The organism is Nocardia sp. CDC519, from assembly GCF_059509835.1.
Genome location: NZ_CM183377.1, coordinates 5,669,917 through 5,693,044 on the forward strand (window position 1 = coordinate 5,669,917; position 23,128 = coordinate 5,693,044).

Annotated in this window: 20 protein-coding genes; 11 read left to right on the top strand and 9 right to left on the bottom strand. The window is 69.9% G+C overall.

The annotated features are described in order from the left end of the window. The first annotated feature begins 2 nt into the window (after positions 1-2). Positions 3-1,292: an SGNH/GDSL hydrolase family protein gene (locus tag AC5W7N_RS25650; RefSeq protein ID WP_495922347.1), complete on the top strand. Its 1,290-nt coding sequence runs from the start codon at positions 3-5 to the stop codon at positions 1,290-1,292. 284 nt (positions 1,293-1,576) lie between these two features. Continuing rightward, complete coding sequence (locus AC5W7N_RS25655) at positions 1,577-2,479, top strand: S1C family serine protease (protein ID WP_175585955.1); 903 nt, start codon at positions 1,577-1,579, stop codon at positions 2,477-2,479. 39 nt (positions 2,480-2,518) lie between these two features. Here AC5W7N_RS25655 and AC5W7N_RS25660 read toward each other — a convergent pair whose 3' ends face one another. Beyond that, positions 2,519-3,199 carry a TVP38/TMEM64 family protein gene (locus AC5W7N_RS25660; protein WP_490725189.1) on the bottom strand — a complete coding sequence of 227 codons (681 nt, stop codon included), beginning with the start codon at positions 3,197-3,199 and terminating at the stop codon, positions 2,519-2,521. Positions 3,200-3,381: 182 nt separating this feature from the next. Here AC5W7N_RS25660 and AC5W7N_RS25665 point away from each other — a divergent pair, with 182 nt between their 5' ends. From AC5W7N_RS25665 to meaB, 3 genes are read left to right on the top strand one after another with little or no spacing between them, the layout of a single operon-like run. Next, positions 3,382-5,223 (top strand): methylmalonyl-CoA mutase family protein, encoded by a 1,842-nt coding sequence (locus tag AC5W7N_RS25665; protein ID WP_163814864.1) that lies wholly within the window; start codon positions 3,382-3,384, stop codon positions 5,221-5,223. Beyond that, entirely contained in the window at positions 5,223-7,484 is a 2,262-nt protein-coding gene (gene scpA, locus AC5W7N_RS25670) for a methylmalonyl-CoA mutase (protein WP_416383056.1), read from the top strand. The genes AC5W7N_RS25665 and scpA overlap by 1 nt, the downstream gene beginning before the upstream one ends. Continuing rightward, entirely contained in the window at positions 7,481-8,533 is a 1,053-nt protein-coding gene (gene meaB, locus AC5W7N_RS25675) for a methylmalonyl Co-A mutase-associated GTPase MeaB (RefSeq protein WP_495922349.1), read from the top strand. The genes scpA and meaB overlap by 4 nt, the downstream gene beginning before the upstream one ends. An 11-nt stretch (positions 8,534-8,544) precedes the next feature. Here the strand turns inward: meaB and AC5W7N_RS25680 are convergent, their stop codons facing one another. The 8 genes from AC5W7N_RS25680 to AC5W7N_RS25715 all read right to left on the bottom strand — a co-directional run bounded on the left by AC5W7N_RS25680 (position 8,545) and on the right by AC5W7N_RS25715 (position 17,618). Continuing rightward, positions 8,545-9,462 carry an amidohydrolase family protein gene (locus AC5W7N_RS25680; RefSeq protein WP_194992421.1) on the bottom strand — a complete coding sequence of 306 codons (918 nt, stop codon included), beginning with the start codon at positions 9,460-9,462 and terminating at the stop codon, positions 8,545-8,547. After that, on the bottom strand, positions 9,459-10,532 hold the full coding sequence (locus tag AC5W7N_RS25685; RefSeq protein ID WP_495922350.1) for a nucleoside hydrolase: 1,074 nt from the start codon (positions 10,530-10,532) through the stop codon (positions 9,459-9,461). Before AC5W7N_RS25685 ends, AC5W7N_RS25680 begins: the two co-directional genes overlap by 4 nt. A 48-nt stretch (positions 10,533-10,580) precedes the next feature. Beyond that, positions 10,581-11,933 (bottom strand): CoA transferase, encoded by a 1,353-nt coding sequence (locus tag AC5W7N_RS25690; protein WP_163814868.1) that lies wholly within the window; start codon positions 11,931-11,933, stop codon positions 10,581-10,583. A gap of 86 nt (positions 11,934-12,019) precedes the next feature. Beyond that, the gene (locus AC5W7N_RS25695) at positions 12,020-13,450 is read right to left on the bottom strand and encodes an SDR family oxidoreductase (protein WP_194992785.1); all 1,431 of its coding nucleotides are present in this window, start codon (positions 13,448-13,450) and stop codon (positions 12,020-12,022) included. A 111-nt stretch (positions 13,451-13,561) separates the two neighbouring features. Beyond that, positions 13,562-15,007 (bottom strand): hypothetical protein, encoded by a 1,446-nt coding sequence (locus AC5W7N_RS25700; RefSeq protein ID WP_495922352.1) that lies wholly within the window; start codon positions 15,005-15,007, stop codon positions 13,562-13,564. Between the two features lie 71 nt (positions 15,008-15,078). Next, positions 15,079-16,263 carry a hypothetical protein gene (locus AC5W7N_RS25705; protein WP_490725180.1) on the bottom strand — a complete coding sequence of 395 codons (1,185 nt, stop codon included), beginning with the start codon at positions 16,261-16,263 and terminating at the stop codon, positions 15,079-15,081. Then, entirely contained in the window at positions 16,260-16,475 is a 216-nt protein-coding gene (locus AC5W7N_RS25710) for a hypothetical protein (protein WP_163814871.1), read from the bottom strand. Before AC5W7N_RS25710 ends, AC5W7N_RS25705 begins: the two co-directional genes overlap by 4 nt. 48 nt (positions 16,476-16,523) lie before the next feature. Then, entirely contained in the window at positions 16,524-17,618 is a 1,095-nt protein-coding gene (locus AC5W7N_RS25715) for an alpha/beta fold hydrolase (protein ID WP_495922353.1), read from the bottom strand. Between the two features lie 252 nt (positions 17,619-17,870). On the opposite strand from AC5W7N_RS25715, the gene AC5W7N_RS25720 reads away from it, so the two are divergent. From AC5W7N_RS25720 to AC5W7N_RS25745, 6 genes are all read left to right on the top strand, one after another. Then, positions 17,871-18,560, top strand: coding sequence for a TetR/AcrR family transcriptional regulator (locus tag AC5W7N_RS25720; RefSeq protein WP_163814873.1), 690 nt, complete (start codon positions 17,871-17,873; stop codon positions 18,558-18,560). 118 nt (positions 18,561-18,678) lie between these two features. Continuing rightward, entirely contained in the window at positions 18,679-19,824 is a 1,146-nt protein-coding gene (locus AC5W7N_RS25725; RefSeq protein WP_163814874.1) for an acyl-CoA dehydrogenase family protein, read from the top strand. Further along, on the top strand, positions 19,808-20,455 hold the full coding sequence (locus AC5W7N_RS25730; protein WP_163814875.1) for a TetR/AcrR family transcriptional regulator: 648 nt from the start codon (positions 19,808-19,810) through the stop codon (positions 20,453-20,455). The genes AC5W7N_RS25725 and AC5W7N_RS25730 overlap by 17 nt, the downstream gene beginning before the upstream one ends. 111 nt (positions 20,456-20,566) lie before the next feature. Next, positions 20,567-21,349 (top strand): hypothetical protein, encoded by a 783-nt coding sequence (locus AC5W7N_RS25735; RefSeq protein ID WP_495922355.1) that lies wholly within the window; start codon positions 20,567-20,569, stop codon positions 21,347-21,349. Between the two features lie 86 nt (positions 21,350-21,435). Further along, positions 21,436-22,428: a GlxA family transcriptional regulator gene (locus AC5W7N_RS25740; protein WP_495922357.1), complete on the top strand. Its 993-nt coding sequence runs from the start codon at positions 21,436-21,438 to the stop codon at positions 22,426-22,428. Between the two features lie 82 nt (positions 22,429-22,510). Next, positions 22,511-23,128, top strand: a complete 618-nt coding sequence (locus AC5W7N_RS25745) for a cysteine hydrolase family protein (RefSeq protein ID WP_495922359.1) — start codon at positions 22,511-22,513, stop codon at positions 23,126-23,128.

Here is a 23,128-nt window from a genome sequence, read left to right on the forward strand (position 1 = left end):
AGATGATCGCGTGGAGAAAGCGGCGCACGACCGCGCAGACGAGCACCACAGGCAGGCGGCGCGGCACCGTGGTGGCCGCGCTGCTGGCCACGGCGGCACTGGTACTCGCCGGCTGCTCCGACGACGCGGATGCCGAAGCCGCGGCCTGGTCCGACAGTTGGGTGAGCGCGCAGCAGCCGGCGGTCGATCTGTGGGAACCCAATTGGTCCACCGGCGGATTCGACAACCACACCGTCCGTCAGGTGATCCGCCCGACCCTCGGCGGTGACGAGGTACGGATCAAGTTCTCCAATCTCTACGGTGAGCGTCCGCTGCGCATCACGTCGGCGACCATCGCCGAGCCGGGGCAGGGTGCGCAGGTCCGGGCCGACACCGTGCGTCCGCTGCTGTTCGGCGGGGCGGCGTCCACCGAGATTCCGGTCGGCGCGGAATCGACCACCGACGCGGTCGATTTCGCGATCACCGCGCTGCGGCCGGTGACGGTGACGATCTATCTGGCCGAGGCCACCGGGCCGGCCACCTTCCATCAGACCGCCAACGCCACCAGCTATCGGGCCGGCGGTGATCACGCTGCCGACCCGACCGCCACGGCGTTCACCGAAACCACCCGATCCTGGTACTACCTCGCCGATCTCGAGGTGAACAGCACGGCCGCCGAGGGTGCGGTGGTGACCTTCGGCGATTCGATCACCGACGGCGCAGAAGCCACCGCCGACGCCGACAACCGCTACCCGGACGTGCTGGCCACCCGGCTGGCCGCCGACGGATCCGGCCGCGCGGTGCTCAACACCGGTATCAGCGGCAACCGGGTGCTCACCGACTCCGAATTCACCGGCGACAGCGCCAGGACCCGGTTCCGCCGCGACGTGCTCGACCGGGACGGGGCGAGCACCGTCATCCTGCTGGAGGGCATCAACGACATCGGCGCCAGTGAACTCGACGAGCCGTGGGTGTACCCCAACCCGGAGGTCAGCGCCGAGCAGCTCATCGCCGGATACCGCGAACTGATCGCGCTGGCGCGCGCGGACGGCCTGCGGGTGGTGGGTGCGACGCTGATTCCGTACAAGGGGGCGCCGTACTACAGCGAACGCGGTGAAGCCGTGCGCGATGCGGTGAACGCGTGGATCCGGTCCTCGGGCGAGTTCGACGCGGTCATCGATTTCGAACGCGCGGTGGTCGCCCCGGACGATCCGGACGCGATCGCTGCGGCCTTCGACAGCGGCGATCACCTGCATCCGAGCCCGGCCGGATACGCCACGATGGCGCAGGCCATCGATCTGGCCCGACTCTGAGCGGAGCTTCGGCACCCACCTCAGCAGACGCGGGAGGTGGGATGGTCGGTCGGTGGTGCCGGACCGGTGTGACGCGGCCTCGGAGGGACCGCTCAGTGGCCGCGCGCCGAGACACGGGACCGAGCGAGCTTTCCGCGGCGCACAGCGTGGTCCCGGCAATTCGAGTGTGCCCGCCGACATGACGATTGCGCTTCTGGTGAACACGCTGCGTGCGCCCACACAGCTCGGCATCCTGGAGATATCGGGGTGCGAAGCAGGCGGTGATCAACGTGGACGATGCGGCGATGGATGCGTACTCGCGCACGGTGATCGCGGTGGCGGCCTCGGTGACACCGCATGTGGCCAGTGTTCGGGCGCGGCGGGGGAGCGGATCGGCGGTGGTGGTGTCCGGGGACGGATATCTGTTGACCAACGCGCACGTCGTCGGGTCCTCGCGCGGGGGTGAGCTGGTGTTCGCCGATGGCGCCGACACCCGGTACGACGTGGTCGGGACCGATCCGCTGTCCGATCTCGCGGTGCTGCGCGCGCGGGGCGCGGCCCCCGGCGCCGTCACCCTCGGCGACGCCGACGCCCTCGTCGTCGGGCAGTTGGTGGTCGCCGTCGGCAGCCCGCTGGGGTTGGCGGGTTCGGTGACGGCCGGGGTGGTCAGCGCCCTCGGCCGGGCGGTGCCGGTGTCCTCGCGCCGCGCCGGACGGGTCATCGAAGACGTCATCCAGACCGACGCGGCGCTGAATCCGGGCAATTCCGGTGGTGCGCTCGCCGATTCGGCCGGGCGGGTGGTCGGGATCAATACCGCCGTCGCCGGCATCGGCCTCGGCCTGGCGATCCCGATCAACGCGACCACCCGCATGATCGTGCGGACCTTGCGCGCCGAGGGCCGGGTCCGCCGCGCGTATCTCGGACTGGTGGGTGTTCCGGCGCCGCTACCCGACGACGTCGCCGAACGCACCGGGCAGGACGGTGGCGTCCGCATCGTCGAAGTCATCGGCGGCGGCCCCGCCGATCGCGCGGGCCTGCGTCGTGGCGATCTGGTGCTCAGTGTCGCTCGCGCCGAGGTCAGGGACGCCCAAGGGATCCAGCGGCAGCTCTTCGCCGAGGCGATCGGGTCGCAGCTGCCGGTCACCGTGTTGCGCAACGGCGCCATGGTCGACGTGATCGCGGTGCCGATCGAACTGACCGTCGACTGATCGCCGGTGCCGCGTCAGCTGCACACCACGAGCAGCCGGTCAGTCGGTGACGGGGACCGGCTCGGCGGCGTTCTCGCGCGGCGCGGGGGTCCATCGGGCATCGAGGACCAACCCGATCACACCGATCGCCAGGCAGGTTCCGGAGATGACGACCATCGCCGGATGACTTCCTCCGGTCAGCGCATCCGCGAGCACCACCGTGGCGACCGTGCCCGGCAGCGACCCGAGGACGGTCGCGATCAGGTACGGCCAGAACCGGATCGAGGACAGGCCACAGCAGTAGTTGACCACCGAGAACGGGGCGAACGCGATCAAGCGCAGCGAACCGACCGCCAGCCAGCCGCGGCGCTCGAGCCGCTCGTCGATGGCGCGCACCGACGGATGGGTCAGCCGGGACGCTACTCGATCCCGGTCGAGGGCGCGTACCAGCAGCAGGGCCAGCGCGGCGGCGACCGCGGTGGCCGTGAGCGCCACCGCGCTGCCGAGGCCGGCGCCGAACAGCACGCCGCTGCTCACAGTGAGCACCGTCCGCGGCACCGGTGCGACAGCGACCAGCGCGTAGCCGAGGAGGAACAGCAGTGGGAAGATCGGGCCCACGCCCTCGGCCCAGTCCTGGATCTGCTCCGGACTCGGCAGCTCGATCAGCAACGCGACGACGAAAAGCGCGCCGACTCCGAGGATCAGCGCGACGACGCGTCGATCACGAATCAGTCGAGTCACCCGGGCAAGGTTACCGGTTGGTAGTGGTGGCCTCGCTCGAGCGCGTATTGGCGTCGGGCTAGCATCGGAGGAAACGAGTCGAATACTCGTTAACCAAAGTGTCCGCTGAGCTGGGCGGATGCACAGGTGCGGGCGTGCAGGAGTGGTGCGCCCGTACTCGAATGGAAGAGGGAAAGCAGCGTATGCCGATAGCTTCAGAGCCGGTGCCCGAGTACGCCGCCTGGCGTCAGGGCGTAGCGGGTGTGCTGGCCAAGACCCGCAGGGTCGATGCCGCGGAGCTTCCGGACGAACCCGAGAAGCTGCTCGAGGTCACCACCTATGACGGCCTCACCATCGCCCCGCTCTATACCCGTCGCGACGAGCTGCCCGAGCAGCCGTTGCCGGGGCAGTTCCCGTTCGTGCGCGGCCGCGACGCTACCCGCGATGTCCACCGCGGCTGGTTCGTCGGCGATCGGTTCACCGGAACCGATGGTGCGAGCGTCAACCAGGAGATCCTGGCGCGCCTGGAGAACGGCATCAGCGCCGTCTGGCTCAGCGCCGGCGAGCGCGGCGTGCCGGTCGCCGAGCTGCCCGCGGCGCTGTCGGGACTGCTGTTCGAGCTCGCCCCGCTGACCCTGGACGCCGGTGCCGCGGCGACCCAGGCCGCGCAGCAGGTGTTCGACGTGCTCGACGGCTACGACACTTCCGCCCGCGCCGATATCCGCGTCGGCCTCGGTTGCGCCCCGCTGACCAGCCGCTTCGCCGGGACCGATGATCTGGACCTGGCCGAGGCCGTGGCGCTGGCCGGGCAGGCGAACGGCCGGACGGAAACCGTGCGGGCGATCACCGTCGACGGCCGCGTCTTCCACGACGCCGGTGCCGCCGACGCCCAGGAGCTCGGGGCCGCGGTCGCCGCAGGTCTGGAATATCTGCGCGCACTGACCGGTGAACTCGATGTGGTCGCCGCGCTCGGCCAGCTGGAATTCCGCTTCGCCGCCACCGACGACCAGTTCGCCACCATCGCGAAATTCCGTGCCGCCCGCACGCTCTGGGCCCGCGTCGCGCACGTGTGCGGCGCGCCGGATGCCGGTGGCGCACCGCAGCACGCGGTGACCTCGGCGGCGATGATGAGCCGCCGCGATCCGTGGGTGAACATGCTGCGCACCACCCTCGCCGCGTTCGGTGCCGGTGTGGGTGGTGCCGATACGGTGACGGTCCTGCCGTTCGACGTCGCGTTGCCGCCGGGGGAGCTGGGCGTCTCACGTTCCTTCGCCGATCGGATGGCGCGCAATACCCAGCTGCTGCTGCTCGAGGAATCGCATCTGGGCCATGTCCAGGATCCGGGCGCCGGCTCCTGGTACGTCGAGGATCTCACAGCGGAGCTCGCCGCCAAGGCGTGGGAGTTCATGCAGGAGATCGAGGCCGCGGGTGGTTACCTCGCGGCTCTGGAATCGGGTCTGCTGGCCGAGCGCATCGCCGCCACCAAGGCCACCCGTGACGCGGATATCGCCCATCGCAAGACCGCGGTCACCGGCGTCAACGAGTTCCCGAATCTGGCCGAGCAGCCGCTGTCGGAGGCGGCCAGGCGCATCGAGTCGACGAGCTACGGCGCGGCATTCGAGGCGCTGCGTGATCGCTCCGACGCGTACCTGGCCGCGCACGGCAAGCGCCCGACGGCGCTGCTGGTGCCGCTGGGCACGGTGGCCGAACACAATGTGCGGGTCACCTTCATCGCGAACCTGCTGGCCTCCGGCGGGATCGCATCGATCAACCCCGGCCCCCTCGATATCGACGCGATCGAGGCCGCGGCCACCGAATCCGGCGCCCCGATCGCGGTGCTGTGTGGTTCGGACGCCCGGTACGGCACCGACGCGGGCCCGGCGACCGAGCGGCTGCGGGCGGCCGGTATCGAGACAGTGCTGCTGGCGGGCCCGGACAAGGCCGTCGCCGAAGTGGACGGCGCGCAGCGCCCGGACGGATTCCTGACCGCGCGCATCGACGCCGTCGCCGCGCTGTCGGGTCTGCTGGAGAAGGTGGGAGCCTGATGACATCGCGTATCGAGCATCTGATCGGCAGTTTCGCCGACGTACCGCTCGCCGAGCGGGCGCCCGAGCCCGCCGCCGTCGACGCCGCGCAGGTCGAGCAATTCGTCCGCACGGCCGCCGCGGCCAACAACTACACCCCCGAACAGCTGGTGTGGGCCACCCCCGAGGGCATCGACGTGCCGCCGGTGTTCACCAAGGCCGATCGGGATGCGATTGCCGCGGCGGGCTTCCCGCTCGACAGCGTCCCCGGTATCGCGCCGTTCGTGCGCGGGCCGTACCCGACCATGTACGTCAACCAGCCGTGGACCATCCGCCAGTACGCGGGCTTTTCCACCGCCGCCGATTCCAACGCCTTCTACCGCCGCAACCTCCAGGCCGGTCAGAAGGGCCTGTCGGTGGCCTTCGACCTGGCCACCCACCGCGGCTACGACTCCGATCACCCGCGCGTGCAGGGCGATGTCGGTATGGCGGGTGTGGCCATCGACTCGATTCTCGACATGCGTCAGCTCTTCGATCACATTCCGCTGGACCAGGTCAGCGTCTCGATGACGATGAACGGTGCGGTGCTGCCGATCCTGGCGCTGTACGTGGTCGCCGCCGAAGAGCAGGGTGTCACCCCCGAACAGCTGGCCGGAACCATTCAGAACGACATTCTGAAGGAGTTCATGGTCCGCAATACCTACATCTATCCGCCGAAGCCGTCGATGCGGATCATCTCCGATATCTTCGCCTACACCAGCGCGAAGATGCCGAAGTTCAACTCGATCTCCATCTCCGGCTACCACATCCAGGAGGCCGGTGCGACGGCCGATCTGGAGCTGGCCTACACCCTCGCCGACGGTGTGGAGTACATCCGCGCGGGCATCGACGCCGGTATGGAGGTCGACAAGTTCGCCCCGCGGCTGTCGTTCTTCTGGGCGATCGGCATGAACTTCTTCATGGAGGTCGCCAAGCTGCGCGCGGGCAGGCTGCTGTGGAGCGAGCTGGTGGCGAAGTTCAACCCGAAGAGCGCGAAATCGCTGTCGCTGCGCACTCATTCGCAGACCTCGGGCTGGTCGCTGACCGCGCAGGACGCCTACAACAATGTCGCGCGCACCTGCATCGAGGCGATGGCCGCCACCCAGGGCCACACCCAGTCGCTGCACACCAACGCTCTCGACGAGGCGCTGGCGCTGCCCACCGACTTCTCCGCCCGCATCGCCCGCAACACCCAGCTGCTGATCCAGCAGGAGTCCAACACCACTCGTCCGATCGACCCGTGGGGCGGTTCGTACTACGTGGAGTGGCTGACCCATCAGCTGGCCGAGCGTGCCCGCGCCCACATCGCCGAGGTGGAGGCGCACGGCGGTATGGCGCAGGCGATTTCGGAGGGGATACCGAAGCTGCGCATCGAGGAGGCAGCCGCACGCACCCAGGCGCGCATCGATACCGGCCAGCAGCCGGTGATCGGTGTCAACAAGTACCAGGTGGAAGAAGACCACGAGGTCGAGGTCCTCAAGGTCGAGAACTCCCGGGTGCGCGCCGAGCAGATCGAGAAGCTGCGGCAGCTGCGTGCCGAACGCGATTCCGCCGAGGTGGAGCGCGCGCTGGACGAATTGACCCGCGCCGCCGCGTCTTCCGACGGCGGGATGGAGAACAACCTGCTGGCGCTGGCCATCGATGCCGCCCGCGCCAAGGCCACCGTCGGTGAGATCTCCGATGCGCTGGAGAAGGTGTACGGCCGCCATCAGGCCGAGATCCGTACCCTGTCGGGTGTGTACCGCGACGAGGCAGGCAAGGTCACCAACATCACCACCGCCGGTGCGCTGGTGGAGGAGTTCGCCGAGGCCGAGGGCAGGCGTCCGCGCATCCTGGTGGCCAAGATGGGCCAGGACGGCCACGACCGCGGCCAGAAGGTGATCGCCACCGCCTTCGCCGACCTCGGCTTCGACGTCGACGTGGGCCCGTTGTTCCAGACCCCCGAAGAGGTGGCGCGCCAGGCCGCCGACAACGACGTGCACGTTGTCGGTGTGTCCTCGCTGGCGGCGGGCCACCTCACGCTGGTGCCGGCCCTGCGGCAGGCACTGGCCGATGTCGGTCGCCCCGACATCATGGTCATCGTCGGCGGTGTCATCCCGCCCGGTGACTTCGAGGAGCTCTACGCCGCGGGTGCGGCGGCGATCTTCCCGCCGGGTACGGTAATCGCTGACGCCGCGATCGATCTGCTGAAGAAGCTGGCAGCCGAACTCGGGCACGAGATCGGGGGCGGCGGCGCCGAATGAGCGGTCAGCCTGGCCGCGGTCGTGCTCAGACCAGTGGTCCCCGCGTACGCGGGGGTGATCCGCGCGTCATCGATATCGATGCACTAGCCCAGGCGGTCCGCTCTAACGAGCGGGCCGCCTTGGCACGGGCGATCACCCTGGTCGAATCGACCCGCGCCGATCATCGGGAACTGGCGCAGCAGCTGCTGTTGCGTGTGACGCCGTCGACCGGTGCGGTGACCTCGAACCGGGTCGGCATCACCGGTGTGCCCGGCGTCGGCAAATCGACCTTCATCGACACGCTCGGCATGTATCTGATCGAGCAGGGGCATCGGGTCGCGGTGCTGGCCGTCGACCCGTCCTCGACCCGGACCGGCGGCTCCATCCTCGGCGACAAGACCAGGATGGCTCGGCTGTCGGTGCGGGAGGAGGCCTTCATCCGGCCTTCGCCGACGGCGGGCACGCTCGGCGGCGTCGCCAAGGCCACCCGGGAGACGATCGTGCTGCTCGAGGCCGCGGGCTACGACGTGATCCTGGTGGAGACCGTCGGCGTCGGCCAGTCCGAGGTGACGGTCGCGAACATGGTCGACGTGTTCTGCTTCCTCACCCTGGCCCGTACCGGCGATCAGTTGCAGGGCATCAAGAAGGGCGTGCTCGAACTGGCCGATCTGGTCGCGGTCAACAAGGCCGACGGCAAACACGAGATCGAGGCGAAGAAGGCCGCCAGGGAACTGACCGGCGCCATGCGGCTGATCCATCCGCACGACGCGCTCTGGCGCCCGCCCGTACTCACCATGAGCGGGCTCGAGGGCATCGGACTGGAGAAGTTCTGGTCCACTGTGCTCGAACACCGCCGGGTGCTCACCGACGCCGGTGAGTTCGACGAGAAGCGCCGCCGCCAGCAGGTGGACTGGACCTGGACCATGGTGCACGACCACCTGTTGCGCCGCCTCGCCGACAACCCACGGGTGAAGGCGATCCGCGACGACGTGGAAAAGCAGGTCCGCGAAGGCGCCCTCACCGCCGCCCTGGCCGCCGAGCAACTGCTGCGCGCCTTCGACGAAGGCTGATCACCGACGGGCTAGACAGCGCCGCTGTCCTTGCCGCCGGCCACGACGTCCGGCAGCTCGAATACCCGCACCGCGTTGTCGTGGCAGACGGCCCGCAACCAGTCGTCGCCTAGCTCGAGCCGTTCCAGAGCGATGATCGCCTGGTGGTACGGGTAGGGAATGTTCGGGAAATCGCTGCCGAAAAGGATGCGGTCGCCGAGATCGCGCAACCGGGGGCGGTCGGCGGCGGGGAACGGGACCTCTTCCTCGGTGAAGTCGGTGAAGGCCATGGTGGTATCGAGGCAGACGCCGGGGTAACGGTCGGCCAGATCCATGAACTCGGCGTACTCGGGCATGCCCATGTGCGCGACGATCAGCCGCAGGGCGGGATGGCGGCGCAGCAACTCCGCGATGGGCCCTGGACCGGTGAATTCGCCGGGCGCCGGGCCGGAACCGCAGTGGATGACGATCGGGGTGCCGGATTCGGCGAGCACGCCCCACACCGGGTCGAGCAACGGATCGAGCGGCGAGTAGGCGCCGACCTGGATGTGCGACTTGAATACCCGCGCCCCCTGCTCCAGCGCGGTGGTCACATAGTCGGCCGCGCCGGGCTCGGGGTAGAAGGTGGCGGTATGCAGGCAGTCGGGAACCTCGGCGGCGAACTCCGCGGTCCAGGAGTTGAGCCACGCCGCCATCAGCGGCTTGTGCGGATAGACCAGCGCCGTGAACGCGCGTACACCGAAGCCGCGCAACGTCTTCAACCGCACCGCCTGATCGTCACGGTAGGCGATCGGCCATTCACGTCCGGTGAGCGGGCCGACCGCATCGAAATAGGCCCACACCTTGCGCATCACCTGATCCGGCATGAAATGGGTGTGCACGTCGACGATGCCGGGCAGCCCGAGCCTGCCGCGGAATTCGGTGAGATAGCCGACGGTGTCATCGGTCATGGCGCCTCCTGTGCATGTGCGGGGATCAGACCGGTCCGCGCTGGGTACACCGCGGCCGCGAAGTCGCCGACGCGGCTGATCAGCCGGTCGAAGAACAGCTCGGGATCGGTGCCGACGACGATGTCGGCGTTGGGTTCACGCCCCCACATGCCCGCCCAGTCGGCCACCGTGGTGGCGCGGGTGAGGGTACCGGTCAGCTCGACGTCGACCGTCGCGGGCCTGGTGCGCGCCAGCGCCGGGTCGAGCGCGACGGCGGCGGCGAACGGATCGTGCATATGCGCCAGGTACCCGAGGTCGTAGGAGTGATGGAAATCGAAGTAGAAGCGCACCGCGTCGGTCAGGTGCCGGATAATCGGGTTGCTGGTGGCCGAGCGCGCGCCCGGCGGGTCGCTGGGTGAAACCCGTTCGGCGGGCACACTTCCCGCGCGTTCGGCCAGCCGCGTCAGATGCTCGGGCCGCATCTCGATGGTTTCGGTGATATCGAGGGCGCAGATCAGCGGACGCCGGTCGGGCGGTGCGGCGGAGAAGGCGTCGAAGACCTCTTTGGCGGCCTCGGGATCGACATGGATGTTCCACTCGTTGGTCGGCGTGGTGTTGCCCGGATGGTTGAACGCGCCGCCCATCACGACCAGCCGGCGCAGCAGCCGCGGCAGCGCTGGTTCACGGCGCAGCGCCACCGCCAGATTGGTCAGCGGACCCGTGCACAGCCCGATGATCTCCCCTGGATGTTCGCGGGCCGATTCCACCCACAGATCGGGGGCATTGCGGTCGGAGACCTTCCGGCTCGGCGCCGGCAGCTCCGCATAGCCGACACCCTGCGGGCCGTGCGTGTCCTCGGTCGTGCGTAAGGCGATGACCAGCGGTTCGGCGGATCCCAGCGCGACCTCGATCTCGGGCGCGCGGCACAGCTCGAGCCAGGCCAGATTATTGACCGCGACCTGTGCGGCGCCGACATTGCCTGCGGTGGACACGATGCCGAGGATCTCCGCCTCGGGACTGGCCAGCAGATACAGCAGCGCCAGCGAATCGTCCACCCCGGTATCGACGTCAACGATGATCTTCTGCCGCACGGTTCGAGCCTATCGAGCGGGGCCGGGCCGGTGCCCGCCCGGACCCGTTCACACCCGCCGCAGCGGCGCCGGATGCGACCAGGTCGGCCGGTCGCATCCGTAGCGGCGGGCGGGCGCCGGATAATCCGGATACTCGGCGAGGGCGGGGATGGCGGTGGTGACGTTGCCGTGCGTGAGGGCGCAGTGCGGATCCGGTTCGGTGGCCGCGGGGTGCCGGGGCGTGCGTTCGGGCGCGGCGAGCAGCCAGGACGCGGTGCGCGCCAACGAGACCCGCACATCGCGGCCGATGCCGTCGTCAGCGCGGGCGACGAGCGCGTCGATCACCCCGGCGGCGAGCAGATACCCCGAGGCGTGATCGAGTGCCTGGGCCGGCAGCGCGCTCGGCACCGACGGCGCGCCTTCGATGATGGCGATGCCGGTCGCGGCCTGCACGATGCTGTCGAATCCGCGGCGCCCGCCCCAGGGACCGAGTTCGCCCCAGGCGCTGACCCGTGCGTGCACCAGGCCCGGCCGGATCGTCAGCCCGGCGTGTTCGAGCGCACCGGGCCGGTAACCGGTCACCAGCACATCGGCGGTGTCGAGCAGGGCGTCGACTCGCGCGCGATCGTGGCGCAGATCGAGCACGGTGGTGCGTTTGCCCTGGCAGGTGTCGCGGAACTGCCACGCAATCTCGGGCAGACCGGGCGGGTCGATCCGCAGCACGTCGGCGCCGAGTAGCGCGAGGGTGCGAGTGGCGACCGGACCGGCGATCACCCTTGTCATATCGAGGACGCGGATGCCGCGCAGCGGTTGGAACGGCGTCGCGCCGTCGGGCAGGCCGAGGCCGCGCGCGTCGGCGCGGGCGGTCGTGGCGACCAGCGGGCCGGCCGCTGCGGCCCGCGCCTGCGGGGTGGCCGCCCATTCCCGTTCGGTGCGCACCCGCACCGCGATGGCGCCGGTGGCGGCGGCCGCGTCCTCGATATCGGCGGCGCGGCTCATCGCGATCTGCGCGACGGCGAGGTCGACCGGGGCGTCGGCGGGCAGGTGCAGCGCGGCGAGCAATCGCGCGCGGTGATGGGGGTAGTTGGCGTGGGTGCGGACCCAGCCGTCGAAGGTCGGGAAGAAGCCCGACAGATCGGCGAACATCGCCACCGGCGCGTTGTCGATGCGCAGCAGCCGCTCGCTGGCGAAGGCGGCCGCCACCCGGCGCGGTTCGATGCGATGGTGCACCGGATCGAGTCCGCGAGCGCGCCGCAGCCGATTCGCCGCACCGATGACCGCGCCGATCGCGCCCGAGGCGAGCCCCGCCACGGGCAGCGCCGCCGCCAGCGTGGCACCGAAGTCCGGTGCGGGTGGCACGTACCGATCGTCGATCCCGATGCCATCCTGATAATCACGGACCAGCCGCTCGTGCACGCTCACCGCACCCAGCGTAATGGCCGGCGAGACGAACGGATTCCGACGTGAGCACCCCCACCGGGCCGATGCCGCGGTGGCGCGTGGCGGGTTCACCAGGGGGAGGGCCGGTAATCCTTCAGGAAGCAGCCGAACAGGTCGTTGCCCTGCTCGCCCTGCACGATCGGGTCGTAGACCCGCGCGGCACCGTCCACCAGATCCAGCGGCGCGCGGAAGCCCTCATCGGCCAGCCGCATCTTGGTGTAGTGCGGCCGTTCGTCGGTGATCCAGCCGGTGTCGACGGCGGTCATCAGAATCGAGTCGGTCTCGAACATTTCCCGGGCACTGGTGCGGGTCAACATGTTCAACGCCGCCTTGGCCATATTCGTGTGCGGATGTCCCGCACCCTTGTAGGCCCGGCTGAACTGCCCCTCCATCGCCGAGACGTTGACGATGTACTTGCGCCGCGCCTGCGCCGCCGCCATGGCCGGCCGCAGCCGCGAGACCAGGATGAACGGCGCGACCGAATTGCACAGCTGCACCTCGAGCAGCTCGGTCGGATCGACCTCGCCGACGGTTTGCACCCAGCTGTTGGTGTGCGCGAGGTCGGGCACCAGGCCACCGGCATCGATGGCGACCCCGCGGGAAATGCGTTCGGGGGTGGCCGAACCCGCCACCAGCGCCAGCTCGGCCACATCCGCGGCCGACAGCGTCGGGGTCAGCGAGGCCGTCAGCGCGCTGGGGTGGGCCTGCATGGTCTTGCCGAAGGTCACCACATCGGGCAGTTCACCGGCGGGCAGCGGCATGGATTCGGCCTCGACCAGTGCGCTGTAGGCCCCGGCCGAGCGCCGCACCGTCTGCGCGGCGTTGTTGATCAGGATGTCGAGCGGACCCTGCGCGGCGACGTCGTCGGCCAGCGCCACCACTTGCGCCGGATCACGCAGATCGATGCCGACGATGCGGACCCGGTGCAGCCAGTCGGCGCTGTCGGGCTGGGCGGCGAAACGCCGGATCGCGTCATTCGGGAAGCGGGTGGTGATGGTGGTGTGCGCGCCGTCGCGCAGCAGTCGCAGCGCGATGTACATGCCGATCTTGGCGCGTCCACCGGTGAGCAGCGCCCGCCGGCCGGTGAGGTCGGTGCGGGCATCGCGACGGGCGTGGCTGTCGGCGGCGCAGTCCGGGCACAGCTGGTGGTAGAACGCGTCGACCTGGGTGTAGCGCTCCTTGCAGATGTAGCACGGGCGCGGCCGGATCAGAGTGCCCGCGGTGGCGCCGGTGGCGCTGGAGCTGATCGGGATGCCTGCGGTCTCGTCGTCGATGCGCTGCGGCGAACCGGTCGCCGTGGCGGCGACCACCGCGCGATCGGCCGAGGAGACCGCCTGCCTGGCCTCGGCGCGCCTGCGCTGCTTGAGCTTTTTGAACATATGCCCGACAGCGCGCTGCACCGCGACCGAATCCGGATGATCCTTGTCGAGCTGTCCGGCCTGCTCCAGGACCCGCAAACAGGTGGCGAGCGCGTCCGGATCGATCGTGGTTTCGGCCATCAGAGCTGGGATCATCCTTCATGAGCTGGGCGAGTATCGCGCCCATTGTCGCAAATGGCCTCCGGTGACCGGCCCCTCACCTCTGCTCGGAACCGGTCTCGCGCGCCCGGTTCAGTCGCGCAGCGCGGCCATCGTGGACTGCGCGGCGTCGGTGAGTTTGTCGATGACCTCCGATTCCGGCAGTACCTTCGCTTTACTCGTCGACGACGATGAGGTGGACACATACTGCGACCAGGTGAAGTATCCGATCACCCACCCGTCACGGACGCGGATGGTGACCGTGGGGGAGGGATCTCCGGCCTTGCTGGGCTCGACGGCCACCCACGCCTCATCACCCAGGCCCGAGATCTTCTCCTTGCGGCCGTCGCCGCTGTCATCCGACCGTGAGTTCTCCCAGGTGTCGAAGCCCGCGGTGAATTCCGGACCCGGATCGCTCTTCTTGTGGATCGTGACGCCGGAATACATGTACGCGTCTTCGTAATCGTCGTCGTCGACACCCTGCGGAAGGAACCGTTGCGCACAGAACATGGAGTCGCGTGCGGCGTGTTCGGAGCCTTCGAAGTTCGGGTAATCGTTCTTGCCGGAGGAGGACCTCGTGGAGACCGTGTAGCCGGCCTCGGTGAATGGCGCGGTGTCGGCGAGGTCGCAGAAATCGGCGGAATAGGTGTAGCCGCGCAGGTCGGGCACGCCCGGCGGGACACCGGCGGCGCTGCTGCCACCGAAGCCGCCGAATGCCAGCACCGCGCCGCCCCACACGGCCGAGGCGAGGACGATGCCCCCGAGCCCCCACAACCAGCCTTTGCCCGCGAGCCCCGAGGATGCGGGGGCGGCGGGTCCGGTCGAGCCGTAAGCGGAGGCGGACTGAGCGAAACCGGGACCGCCCGGCCCGAACCCCGCGGGGACGTTCTGGCCCTGCGGCGCGAATCCCTGGCCCTGGCCGAAGTTCTGGCCTTGCGGTGCGAACCCGTGGCCCTGGGGTGCCGAGGCGTGGCCTTCGGGTGCGAAGCTCTGGCCCTGGGCAACGCCATGTCCCTGCTGCGCGAAACCCTGGCCCTGTGGCGCGAAACCCTGGCCCTGTGGCGGGAGGCCCTGGCCCTGGGGCCCGAATCCCTGGCCCTGCGGCCCGAATCCCTGGCCTGGCGCCGCGAAACCTTGGCCCTGCTGTCCGAAGCTCTGATCCTGCGGTGGGTAGCCCTGTCCCGGGGCGGCGAAGCCCTGGCCCGGGGCGAAACTCGGGTCGGCGGTGAAACCTTGATCGGAGGTGCCACCGGGCTGCGCCGCGGCGGGCACGGCATAACCCGGCCCCGACTGCTGCGACGGCGGGAAAACCGGCTGCCCGAAACCCTGCGCGGGCGGCGGTGCGGCGGGTGCGAACCCACCCTGAGGCTGATCGAAGGAGCGCAGTTGAGTGGGATCCTGCTGCGGGTCCGGCGAATTCGGCTGCCGCAGAATCGTCGGATCCGAAGGCGCTACGTGCTGCTGCCCGGCATCGCCTGCCGTCTGCGGCTGATCACCTTGCGCGCCCGGCTGATTCGAAGAGTCCCCCGATGTCGTCATGGCGGGGAACGTACCACCGCAGCCAGGTGAGCGGCCATTCGACAGTGTCCGCGGCCGGACTCGGCAGTCGGCTAGTCGACTCGCAGTGCCTCGGCGAGCCGGTCACGCGCGGAGGCCGACCCGTCCCCGGCGGAGGCGGGCCGGGACGCGCTCGCTGCGTCGTCGGGCTCGGTCATCACCGGCAGCGCGGCCAGCCGGCGGCGATCCTCGTCCGGCAGCGCGGTGGCGAGGGGGATCACGGCCTCCCACTGGCCCGCGGCCCCGGCGCGGCGCAGCAGATCATCGAGCCGGTCCTCGGGTTCGGCGGCGATCCGGTCGGCGACGAAGGCCAACGGCTGCGGGGGCAGATAGCCGGTCAGCGGAAGCAGATCCAGCCACAGTTCCTCGCGCAGGGCGACGTCGACGCACGCGGCGAGGAACTGCTCGTCGTGCACGGCGGGCCGGGACGCCAGCGCCGCGAGCGCCGTGGCGCTCATGGCACGGGTGACCGGAAGCAGCGTCGATAGCGCATCGAGTTCGTAGGCAGCGCGGACGAGTCCGTCGAGGACCTCGTCACCGAGCCCGGCGACGATATCGCCGAGCCGGGCCTTGTTCGCGTCGTTCACGGTGGCGAGCAGATCCAGGCCCTGCGCCCACAACCGCTCGGTGTGCGCGGCGCGGATGATGGCGGGCAGCCGGTCGGCCACGATATCGATCAAGGTGTTGATCGAACTCTTGTCCTCCATCAGGAAGCCGATCCGCAGCAGGTCGGCGTCGTCGGTGACGGCGGCGGCCGCGCGCAGCGAGGGCTCGGGCACCACGCCGACGAACCGGCCCATGGTGACGTGCTCGTCGCGGCCCAGCAGTTCGGTCGCGACCGCGGCGACCTGCCGCGGCGGAACCTGGGCGATCACCGCGGCGGTGCGCCGCGGATCCAGGGCAATGGCCGCTTCGGCCAGGAACGGCGCGGGCAGGGCGGCCGCGATGTCCACGGCGCGCCGCGGCTCGACCGAGGCGGCCACCGCGGCGCACAGCACGGGCCCGAACGCGCGGGTGGCGATCTTCGCACTGATCGCCACCGGTACGAGATTGGCCGCCGCGGCCACCATCGCGAGTTTGGCGCGGTCGCGGTCGAAGAGCATGTCGGTGCTGCGATCGCGGAACTCACGGATCGCCGCGGGCGGCAGGTCCACCAGGAAGTCGAGCCGCTCGGTCTCCACGCCGAGCAGCCGGGCAAGTTTGGTCGTCTCGGCGAGCGCGAGCAGATGGTTGCTCACAGGCCGAGCGCCTTCTTCACCGCGGGACGCAGCAGTCGCGGGATCATCTGCAATCCGGATTCGAAGGCCGCGTGCATCTGCGCGGCCCGGCGCTCCGACGCCGCGCTCAGCACATGATCGAGCTCGGTGAGTTGTGCTTCGGACAGACGGGAGAACGCCTCGGGCAGGGGAGCGCCCAGCCTCTCGGACAAGGTGTCGGCTGCGGTGGTCATGATGCCTTTCGTCGGTGAATGGCTCGTCGCCGGTGGATGCCGGTCGTTTCAGTGCGTGGTGCGGAAGACGGGGTCGCTGTCGGCGCGCAGATCGCTGACGAAATTGGCGATGGCCTCGCCGACCAGCAGCGGTTCGGTCACCGGAAGCCAATGGTCCGCCGGCAGCGTGTAGCACCACAGCCGATCCACTCGTTCCTGTACGGCGGCCCGCACGCCCGGCCGCGCGGCCGGGTCGGCGGCGTCGAGGAGCAGCTGCACGGGCACCGCGGTGTGCTGATCGCGGGGATGACGGAGGTGGTGGCCGAGATTGGCGCGGACGATCCGCGCGCCCGCGAGGAGATCAGCGCGCCAGGTGGGCGCGATCGGCGCCACCGTATGGGCGGAGCGGTGCGTGAGCTGCCGTAGGCCGGCGTGGACCCGCGGCTGGTAGAGCGCCCGGCGCAGCATCGACGGTGAGCTGTGCAGCGTCAGCAGCGCCTCGTCCAGTGCGGACGCCATCGGCGCGCGCCGGCGCGGGCGTCGCGCCCGGGAGTCGGGTGCGGGTGCGGTGTCGCGTGGTGGGGCGGCGCCGTCGATCCCGGCCGCGGTGCGGCGCTCGAGCGGCGGGACGGCCGCGAACCGGCGCACTGCGCGGGATTGCACCCGATGCGCGGTGCGCCTGGTGCGACGACGCAGCTGATGCAACCACAGTCCGAGGTGGTCCAGATGGGGCGCCGACAGGGCCGTGAACGATGCGATGCGGGTGTTCGCGCGCGGATCGAGCACCGCTTCCCAGCCCTGCACCGCACCCCAGCCATGACCGGCCAGATGAACCGGCTGGTGCGGGGACGCGGTGTCGATGACGGCGTAGAGGTCCTCGGCGAGCCGGTCGAGCCGGTAGGCGGCGAGCTCATGGGGCGCGCCGGACCGGCCGTGCCCGCGCACGTCATAGGTGATCACCCGGAATTCGTCGGCGAGGATCACCGCCACCTGTTCCCAGACACGGTGGGTGTCGGAGGCGCCGTGTACGAGTACCAGGGGCTGCGCCGCCGGGTCTCCCCATTCGAAGCCGGCGAGCTCGACGCCGTCGACCGTGATGCGCCAGCGGCGGTCGGGTGCGGGCCCCTCCTGCGGGTGGCGGCCGGGATCGCGCGGTTCGGTCATCACGTCACCTCGTTCGAGCGTACTGGCGGTACGGTCGACGATACTGCCAGTACGTCGGCCGGAGAAGTCGGATACCCCAGGTAGACGTCGATGTGTGATGGATCACGTGAATCGCGGGTTTACTAGGCGAGCGGCCGAGCTCGACTCGCGCGTACCAGGAGTACGTGTATGCTCTCGCACCAGGGTCGGTGGTGTTGCTCGAGGGGTGAATGCCGCCGCACTCGCCAACATCGACGTCGCCGGCACCCGGAGATGACCAGCGTGAACCGCTCCACCGTGCGCGCCGCCCCGCGATCCATCGGCCGCGACGAGATCGTCGACGCCGCCATCAGGGTGATCGATCGCGACGGCCCGCGGCCGAGCATGGACGACATCGCGCGCGAGGCAGGCATCACCAAACCGCGCCTGTACCGGCGTTTCGCGGACAAGGCCGATCTGTTCACCGAGATCGGCGGCCGGATGGCGAAATCGGCGTTCGCCGCCGCGGGCAGCGACTTGACCCTCGTGCTGCAGCCGCCGCGGCAGGCGCTGCGGACGGTCCTGCGTGCCTACGCCGACAGCATCCTCGAACACCCGAACGTCTTCCGTTTCCTCGGCCAGGCCCCGACCGGACACGACCGCGACGGCTCGGTGGTGCAGGTGGACCTCGGCCGTCAGGTCGCCGGGCGCCTGGCGCGGCGGGCCGGCGCGGTGGCCGAAGCGGTGCCCATCGACGACAGCGGCGTCGACTATCTGGCGCGGGCCATCACCGGTGTGGTCGTCTCGATCACCGACCTATGGCTCGGCGGCGATGATCCGGCCGACGACGCGAACGAATTCGTCGATCAGACCACCGAATACGTGTGGGGGCTCATCGACAGCTTCCTGCGTCGCCGTGGGATCGAGGCCGATCCGGCCACGCCCATCTTCACCACCCTCGCCGCGGTCGAACCCGACCGCTGAGTTCCCGTGCGCGCACTCGCGGCACCGCTGCGCGCGGCTTGTTGACAGAACGCCAATAGTGGGTGAATCTGAGTGCACGAGCCCCGGCGCGGCCGGGCGGGAGAGCGGAGGATACGAGATGGCACGCGCGATGTGGAGTGATGACGAGGTCGAAGCGGTGCGGGATCTGGCCCGCAATTTCTTCGAGCGCGAGGTCGTTCCGCACGAGGAGAAATTCGTCGAGCAGGGTCACCCCGACCGCGAGCTCTACCGGACCGCGGGCAAGCTCGGCCTGCTCTGCGCGGCGCTGCCCGAGGCATTCGGCGGTGGTGGCGGCACCTTCGCCCACGAGGCCGCGATCATCGAGGAGCAGGTCCGCGCCGGTGACGGCGCCATGGGCATGCCGGTGCACAGCGCGATCATCGCCCCCTATCTGGCCGAATTCGGTTCCGACGACCTCAAGCAGCGGGTGCTGCCGCGGGCCGCGAGCGGCGATATGGTGCTCTCGATCGGCATGACCGAACCCGGTACCGGCTCGGACCTGCAGAACATCAAGACCCGGGCGGTGCGCGACGGCGACGACTACGTCATCACCGGATCGAAGATCTTCATCACCAACGGCTGGCTCTGCGACGGCATCATCATCGCCGCCAAAACCGATCCCGAGCAGGGCGCTGCGGGCGTCTCCCTGCTGTTCGCCGAGGTGGGCGAGGACACTCCGGGTTTCACCAGGGGCCGCATCTTGTCCAAGATCGGCGGCAAGGGGCAGGACACCGCGGAGCTGTTCTTCGACGGCCTCCGGGTGCCGGCGGCGAACCTGCTCGGCGGCGTCGAGGGCCAGGGCTTTTACCAGATGATGCAGATGCTGGCCCAGGAACGACTCGTCACCGCGATCATGGCGGTCGCGATGATGGAACGCGCGGTCGAGCTGACCGTCGAATACACCAAGGGCCGTGCGGCGTTCGGCAAACCACTGTTCGCCATGCAGAACACCAAGTTCGAACTCGCCGAATGCGCGACGCTGGCCACGGTGAGCCGCACCTTCCTCGACGACTGCATCACCAAGCACCTGCGCGGTGAACTCGATATTCCCACCGCTGCGATGTCGAAGTACTGGTTGACCGACCAACTGGGTATCGTGGTTGACCGCTGCCTGCAACTGTTCGGCGGCTACGGCTACATGACGGAGTACCCGATTTCCCAGCTCTACACCGGCGCTCGTGTGCTGCGCATCCTCGCCGGGAGCAACGAGGTGATGAAGGATCTCATTGCGCGATCTCTCTGATACCCCAGTCTCGGCCACCGACGGGCAACCGCGCCGCCGGCGGCTCGAGCCCGACGAACGCCGGGCCCAGATCCTGGCCCAGGCGATCGAGATGTTCGGCGAGCGGCCCTATGCCGCGGTGTCGACGGCGGAGCTGGCGCAGCGCGCGGGCGTCGCGCGCGGGCTGATCAATCACTACTTCGGCAACAAGCGCGATCTGTATCTCGCGGTGGTGCGCCGGATGGTGACCCTGCCGCGCATCGACGACATGATCGTGCCCACCGGCACCGAACGCGAACGGGTCGAGGCCAGCGTGCGCTGGCTGCTCGACACCATCTCCGAACACGGCAGCACCTGGGTCAAGGTCACCAGCCATGAGGGCGTCGGCGACGATCCGGATGTGCAGCAGATCCTGGATCAGGCCGATGACGCCGCCGCGGAACGGCTGCTGCTGATGATCGGGCTCGCCGATTCGGCACACAGCGCGTCCATGCGCGCGATGGTGCGCGCCTACGGCGGATTGGTGAAAGTGGCCGGACGGGAATGGATCACCCGCGGCACGCTGTCCCGCGACCAGGTGCACGGACTGCTGGTGGACATGCTGCTCACCCTGGTCACCGAATCGCTGCCGAAGGTCGAACGCGGCCGCTGAGCTACCCGCGTTCGCGGGACGGTTCAGCGGTGGGCCTCTATCCTTCTCATGTCGGGGCGGGTCCGGATCTGGCGGGGTTTCGCGCGACGGTGAGTGTGAGAGGTACCTCGGATGGCAGATTCGCAGCGCTGGGCAGATGAGCGCTGGCCGGAAGTTCGTGACGACACCACCGCGGCCCCCCGCCGTGGCCGAGGCGTCGCCGTCGACGAACCCGACGACGACTACGACTGGCCCCGCGGCTACGACGAACCCGCCACCCGCCGAATCGTCAACCCCTACGCGATCATCGCGCTGGTCGCGGCCCTGCTGCTGTTGATCCCGGTCGCGATCGTGTTCGGGCTCATCGCCTTCAGCCACCCCCGCGGCCGGGTGATGGCGTTGTTCGCGCTGCTGCTCGGGCTGGCCGAGGCCGCGGTGATCGCGGCCTTGCTGGTACTGCCCGGCGACCTGCTCTCGGACGTGGTCTCCCGGACCGAGGACCTCGCCTCCACCCAGACCTCCCAGACCGCCTGGGCGACAGCGGCATCGGCGACCGGACCGGCCGCCGGTGGCCCGCCGGAGCACGCGGGTGCGCCGGAGGCGACCACCGGCGCCCCCGCCTCCGGTGCCGAGCCCGCCGGGCCCGCGGCGCCGACGGCCGTCCTGCGCACCGCCTGCCCGGAGGCCGGACTCATCGGCACCGCCGCCGACGGATCGACGCTGCTGTGCCTGACCGCCGCCACCTCCACCACCGGATTCCAGTGGAAGGGGCCCTACACGATCTCCGAGGTGGTCGGCGAAGGCGGCACCAGCTGCAATCCGGGGGTCGCGGCGACCGCGCGCACCGCCGACGGACGCGCGTTGGTCTGCGAAGGCCAGGGCCGAAGCGCGACCTGGGTGCTCTGGACCGCCTGAGCGCGCCGGATCGCCGACGGTGCGATGTCCGAATGTGACAGACAATCGTCATTGCCGTCATCGGTGCCGCGGGTGAGGATGGGTTCGTGCCCAGTTCCCATCAGGTCGTCATCGCGGTCTTCCCCGAGGTCGACCTCCTCGACGTCACCGGCCCGGCCGAAGTCTTCGCCCTGGCCAACCGCGAGACGGCAGGCCGCGCGGGCTACCGGGTCCGCCTCGCTGCTCCGGCGCCCGGCCCGGTCACCACGTCGGCCGGCGTGCGGGTACTGCCGGACCTGACCTTCGACGAAGTCGACGGCCGCGTCGACACCCTGTTGGTGCCCGGTGCCGTCGAGATGACCGAGGGCGGGCCGCTGGCGCGCATCGATACCGACGTGGTGGAGTGGCTGGCAGCGACCGCCCCGAGCGCCGGGCGGGTGGCCTCGGTCTGCGTCGGCGCGCACCTGCTCGCCGCGGCCGGGCTGCTCGACGGCAAGACGGCCACCACGCACTGGTCGACCGCCGCCCAGCTCGCGGCCCGCCATCCCGAGGTCACCGTCGATCCGGATCCGATCTTCGTACGCACCGACCGGGGCAGGCTGTGGACCGGCGCGGGCATCAGCGCCTGCCTGGACCTCGCGCTGGCCCTGGTCGCCGAGGACCTCGGCGAGCAGACGGCGCTGGCCGTGGCGCGTCAGCTGGTGATGTATCTGAAACGACAGGGCGGGCAGAGCCAGTTCTCGGTGCCGCTGAGCCGTCCCGCACCGGCCCGCCGCGATATCGACGAGCTCCGGCTGTGGATCGCCGAGCATTTCGACGAGGAACTGTCCACCGAGGTCCTCGCCGCGCGGATGCGGTTGAGCGAACGCCATTTCGTCCGGGTCTTCACCGCCGAGATGGGGGTCGGGCCCAGCGCCTACGTCGAAGCGACCAGGGTCGAAGTCGCCCGACGACTGCTCGAAACCACCGACCACAGCCTCGACCAGATCGCCGCGAGCTCGGGACTCGGCTCGGTGGAGACCCTGCACCGGGCCGTCAAACGTCAGCTCGGTACCACACCGGCGGCCTACCGCCGCCGCTTCCGCACCCGGAGGGCCTGAGCCCTCCGCCCCCCACAGACCTCCCTCGGCCACCGCGCCGGGAGGAACTTCGCCATGCCCACATCACTGTCGAAAGGCTGTCATGACCACACCCCGGCCCTCGGATACCCTGCGCACCGTCGTCGGACTGAACGATTCGGCGCCACGGTTGCGCGATAGCGCCCTGATCATGATCGATTTCCAGAACACCTACCGGACCGGCGTGATGGCATTGGAAGGCGCCGAGCCGGCGTTGGCGGCCGGTGCCCGCTTGCTGGAACGTGCACGGGGTGCGGGGATTCCCATCGTGCACATCGTCAACGACGGCGGCGAAGGCACTCCGTACGACATCCGCGCCGAGATCGGCGCCATCAGCGCCGAAGTCGCGCCCATCGATGGTGAGCCGGTGGTGGTCAAGCAGTTCCCCGATTCCTTCCACCGCACCGAACTGGAACAGACGCTGCGCGATTCGGGTGTCGAGCCGGGCGGCGATCTGGTGCTGGCCGGGTTCATGACGCACATGTGCGTCGGCCACACCGCGCAGGGCGCGTTCAACCTCGGCTACCGCCCGACCGTCGTCGCCGAAGCCAGCGCCACCCGCGCCCTGACCGGCCCGGACGGTGCGGTCGTGCCCGCGGCCGCACTGCACACCGCGGCCCTGACCACCGTCACCGATCTGTTCGGCGTCGTCGTCCCGACCGTGGACGCGCTGCCGGACTGA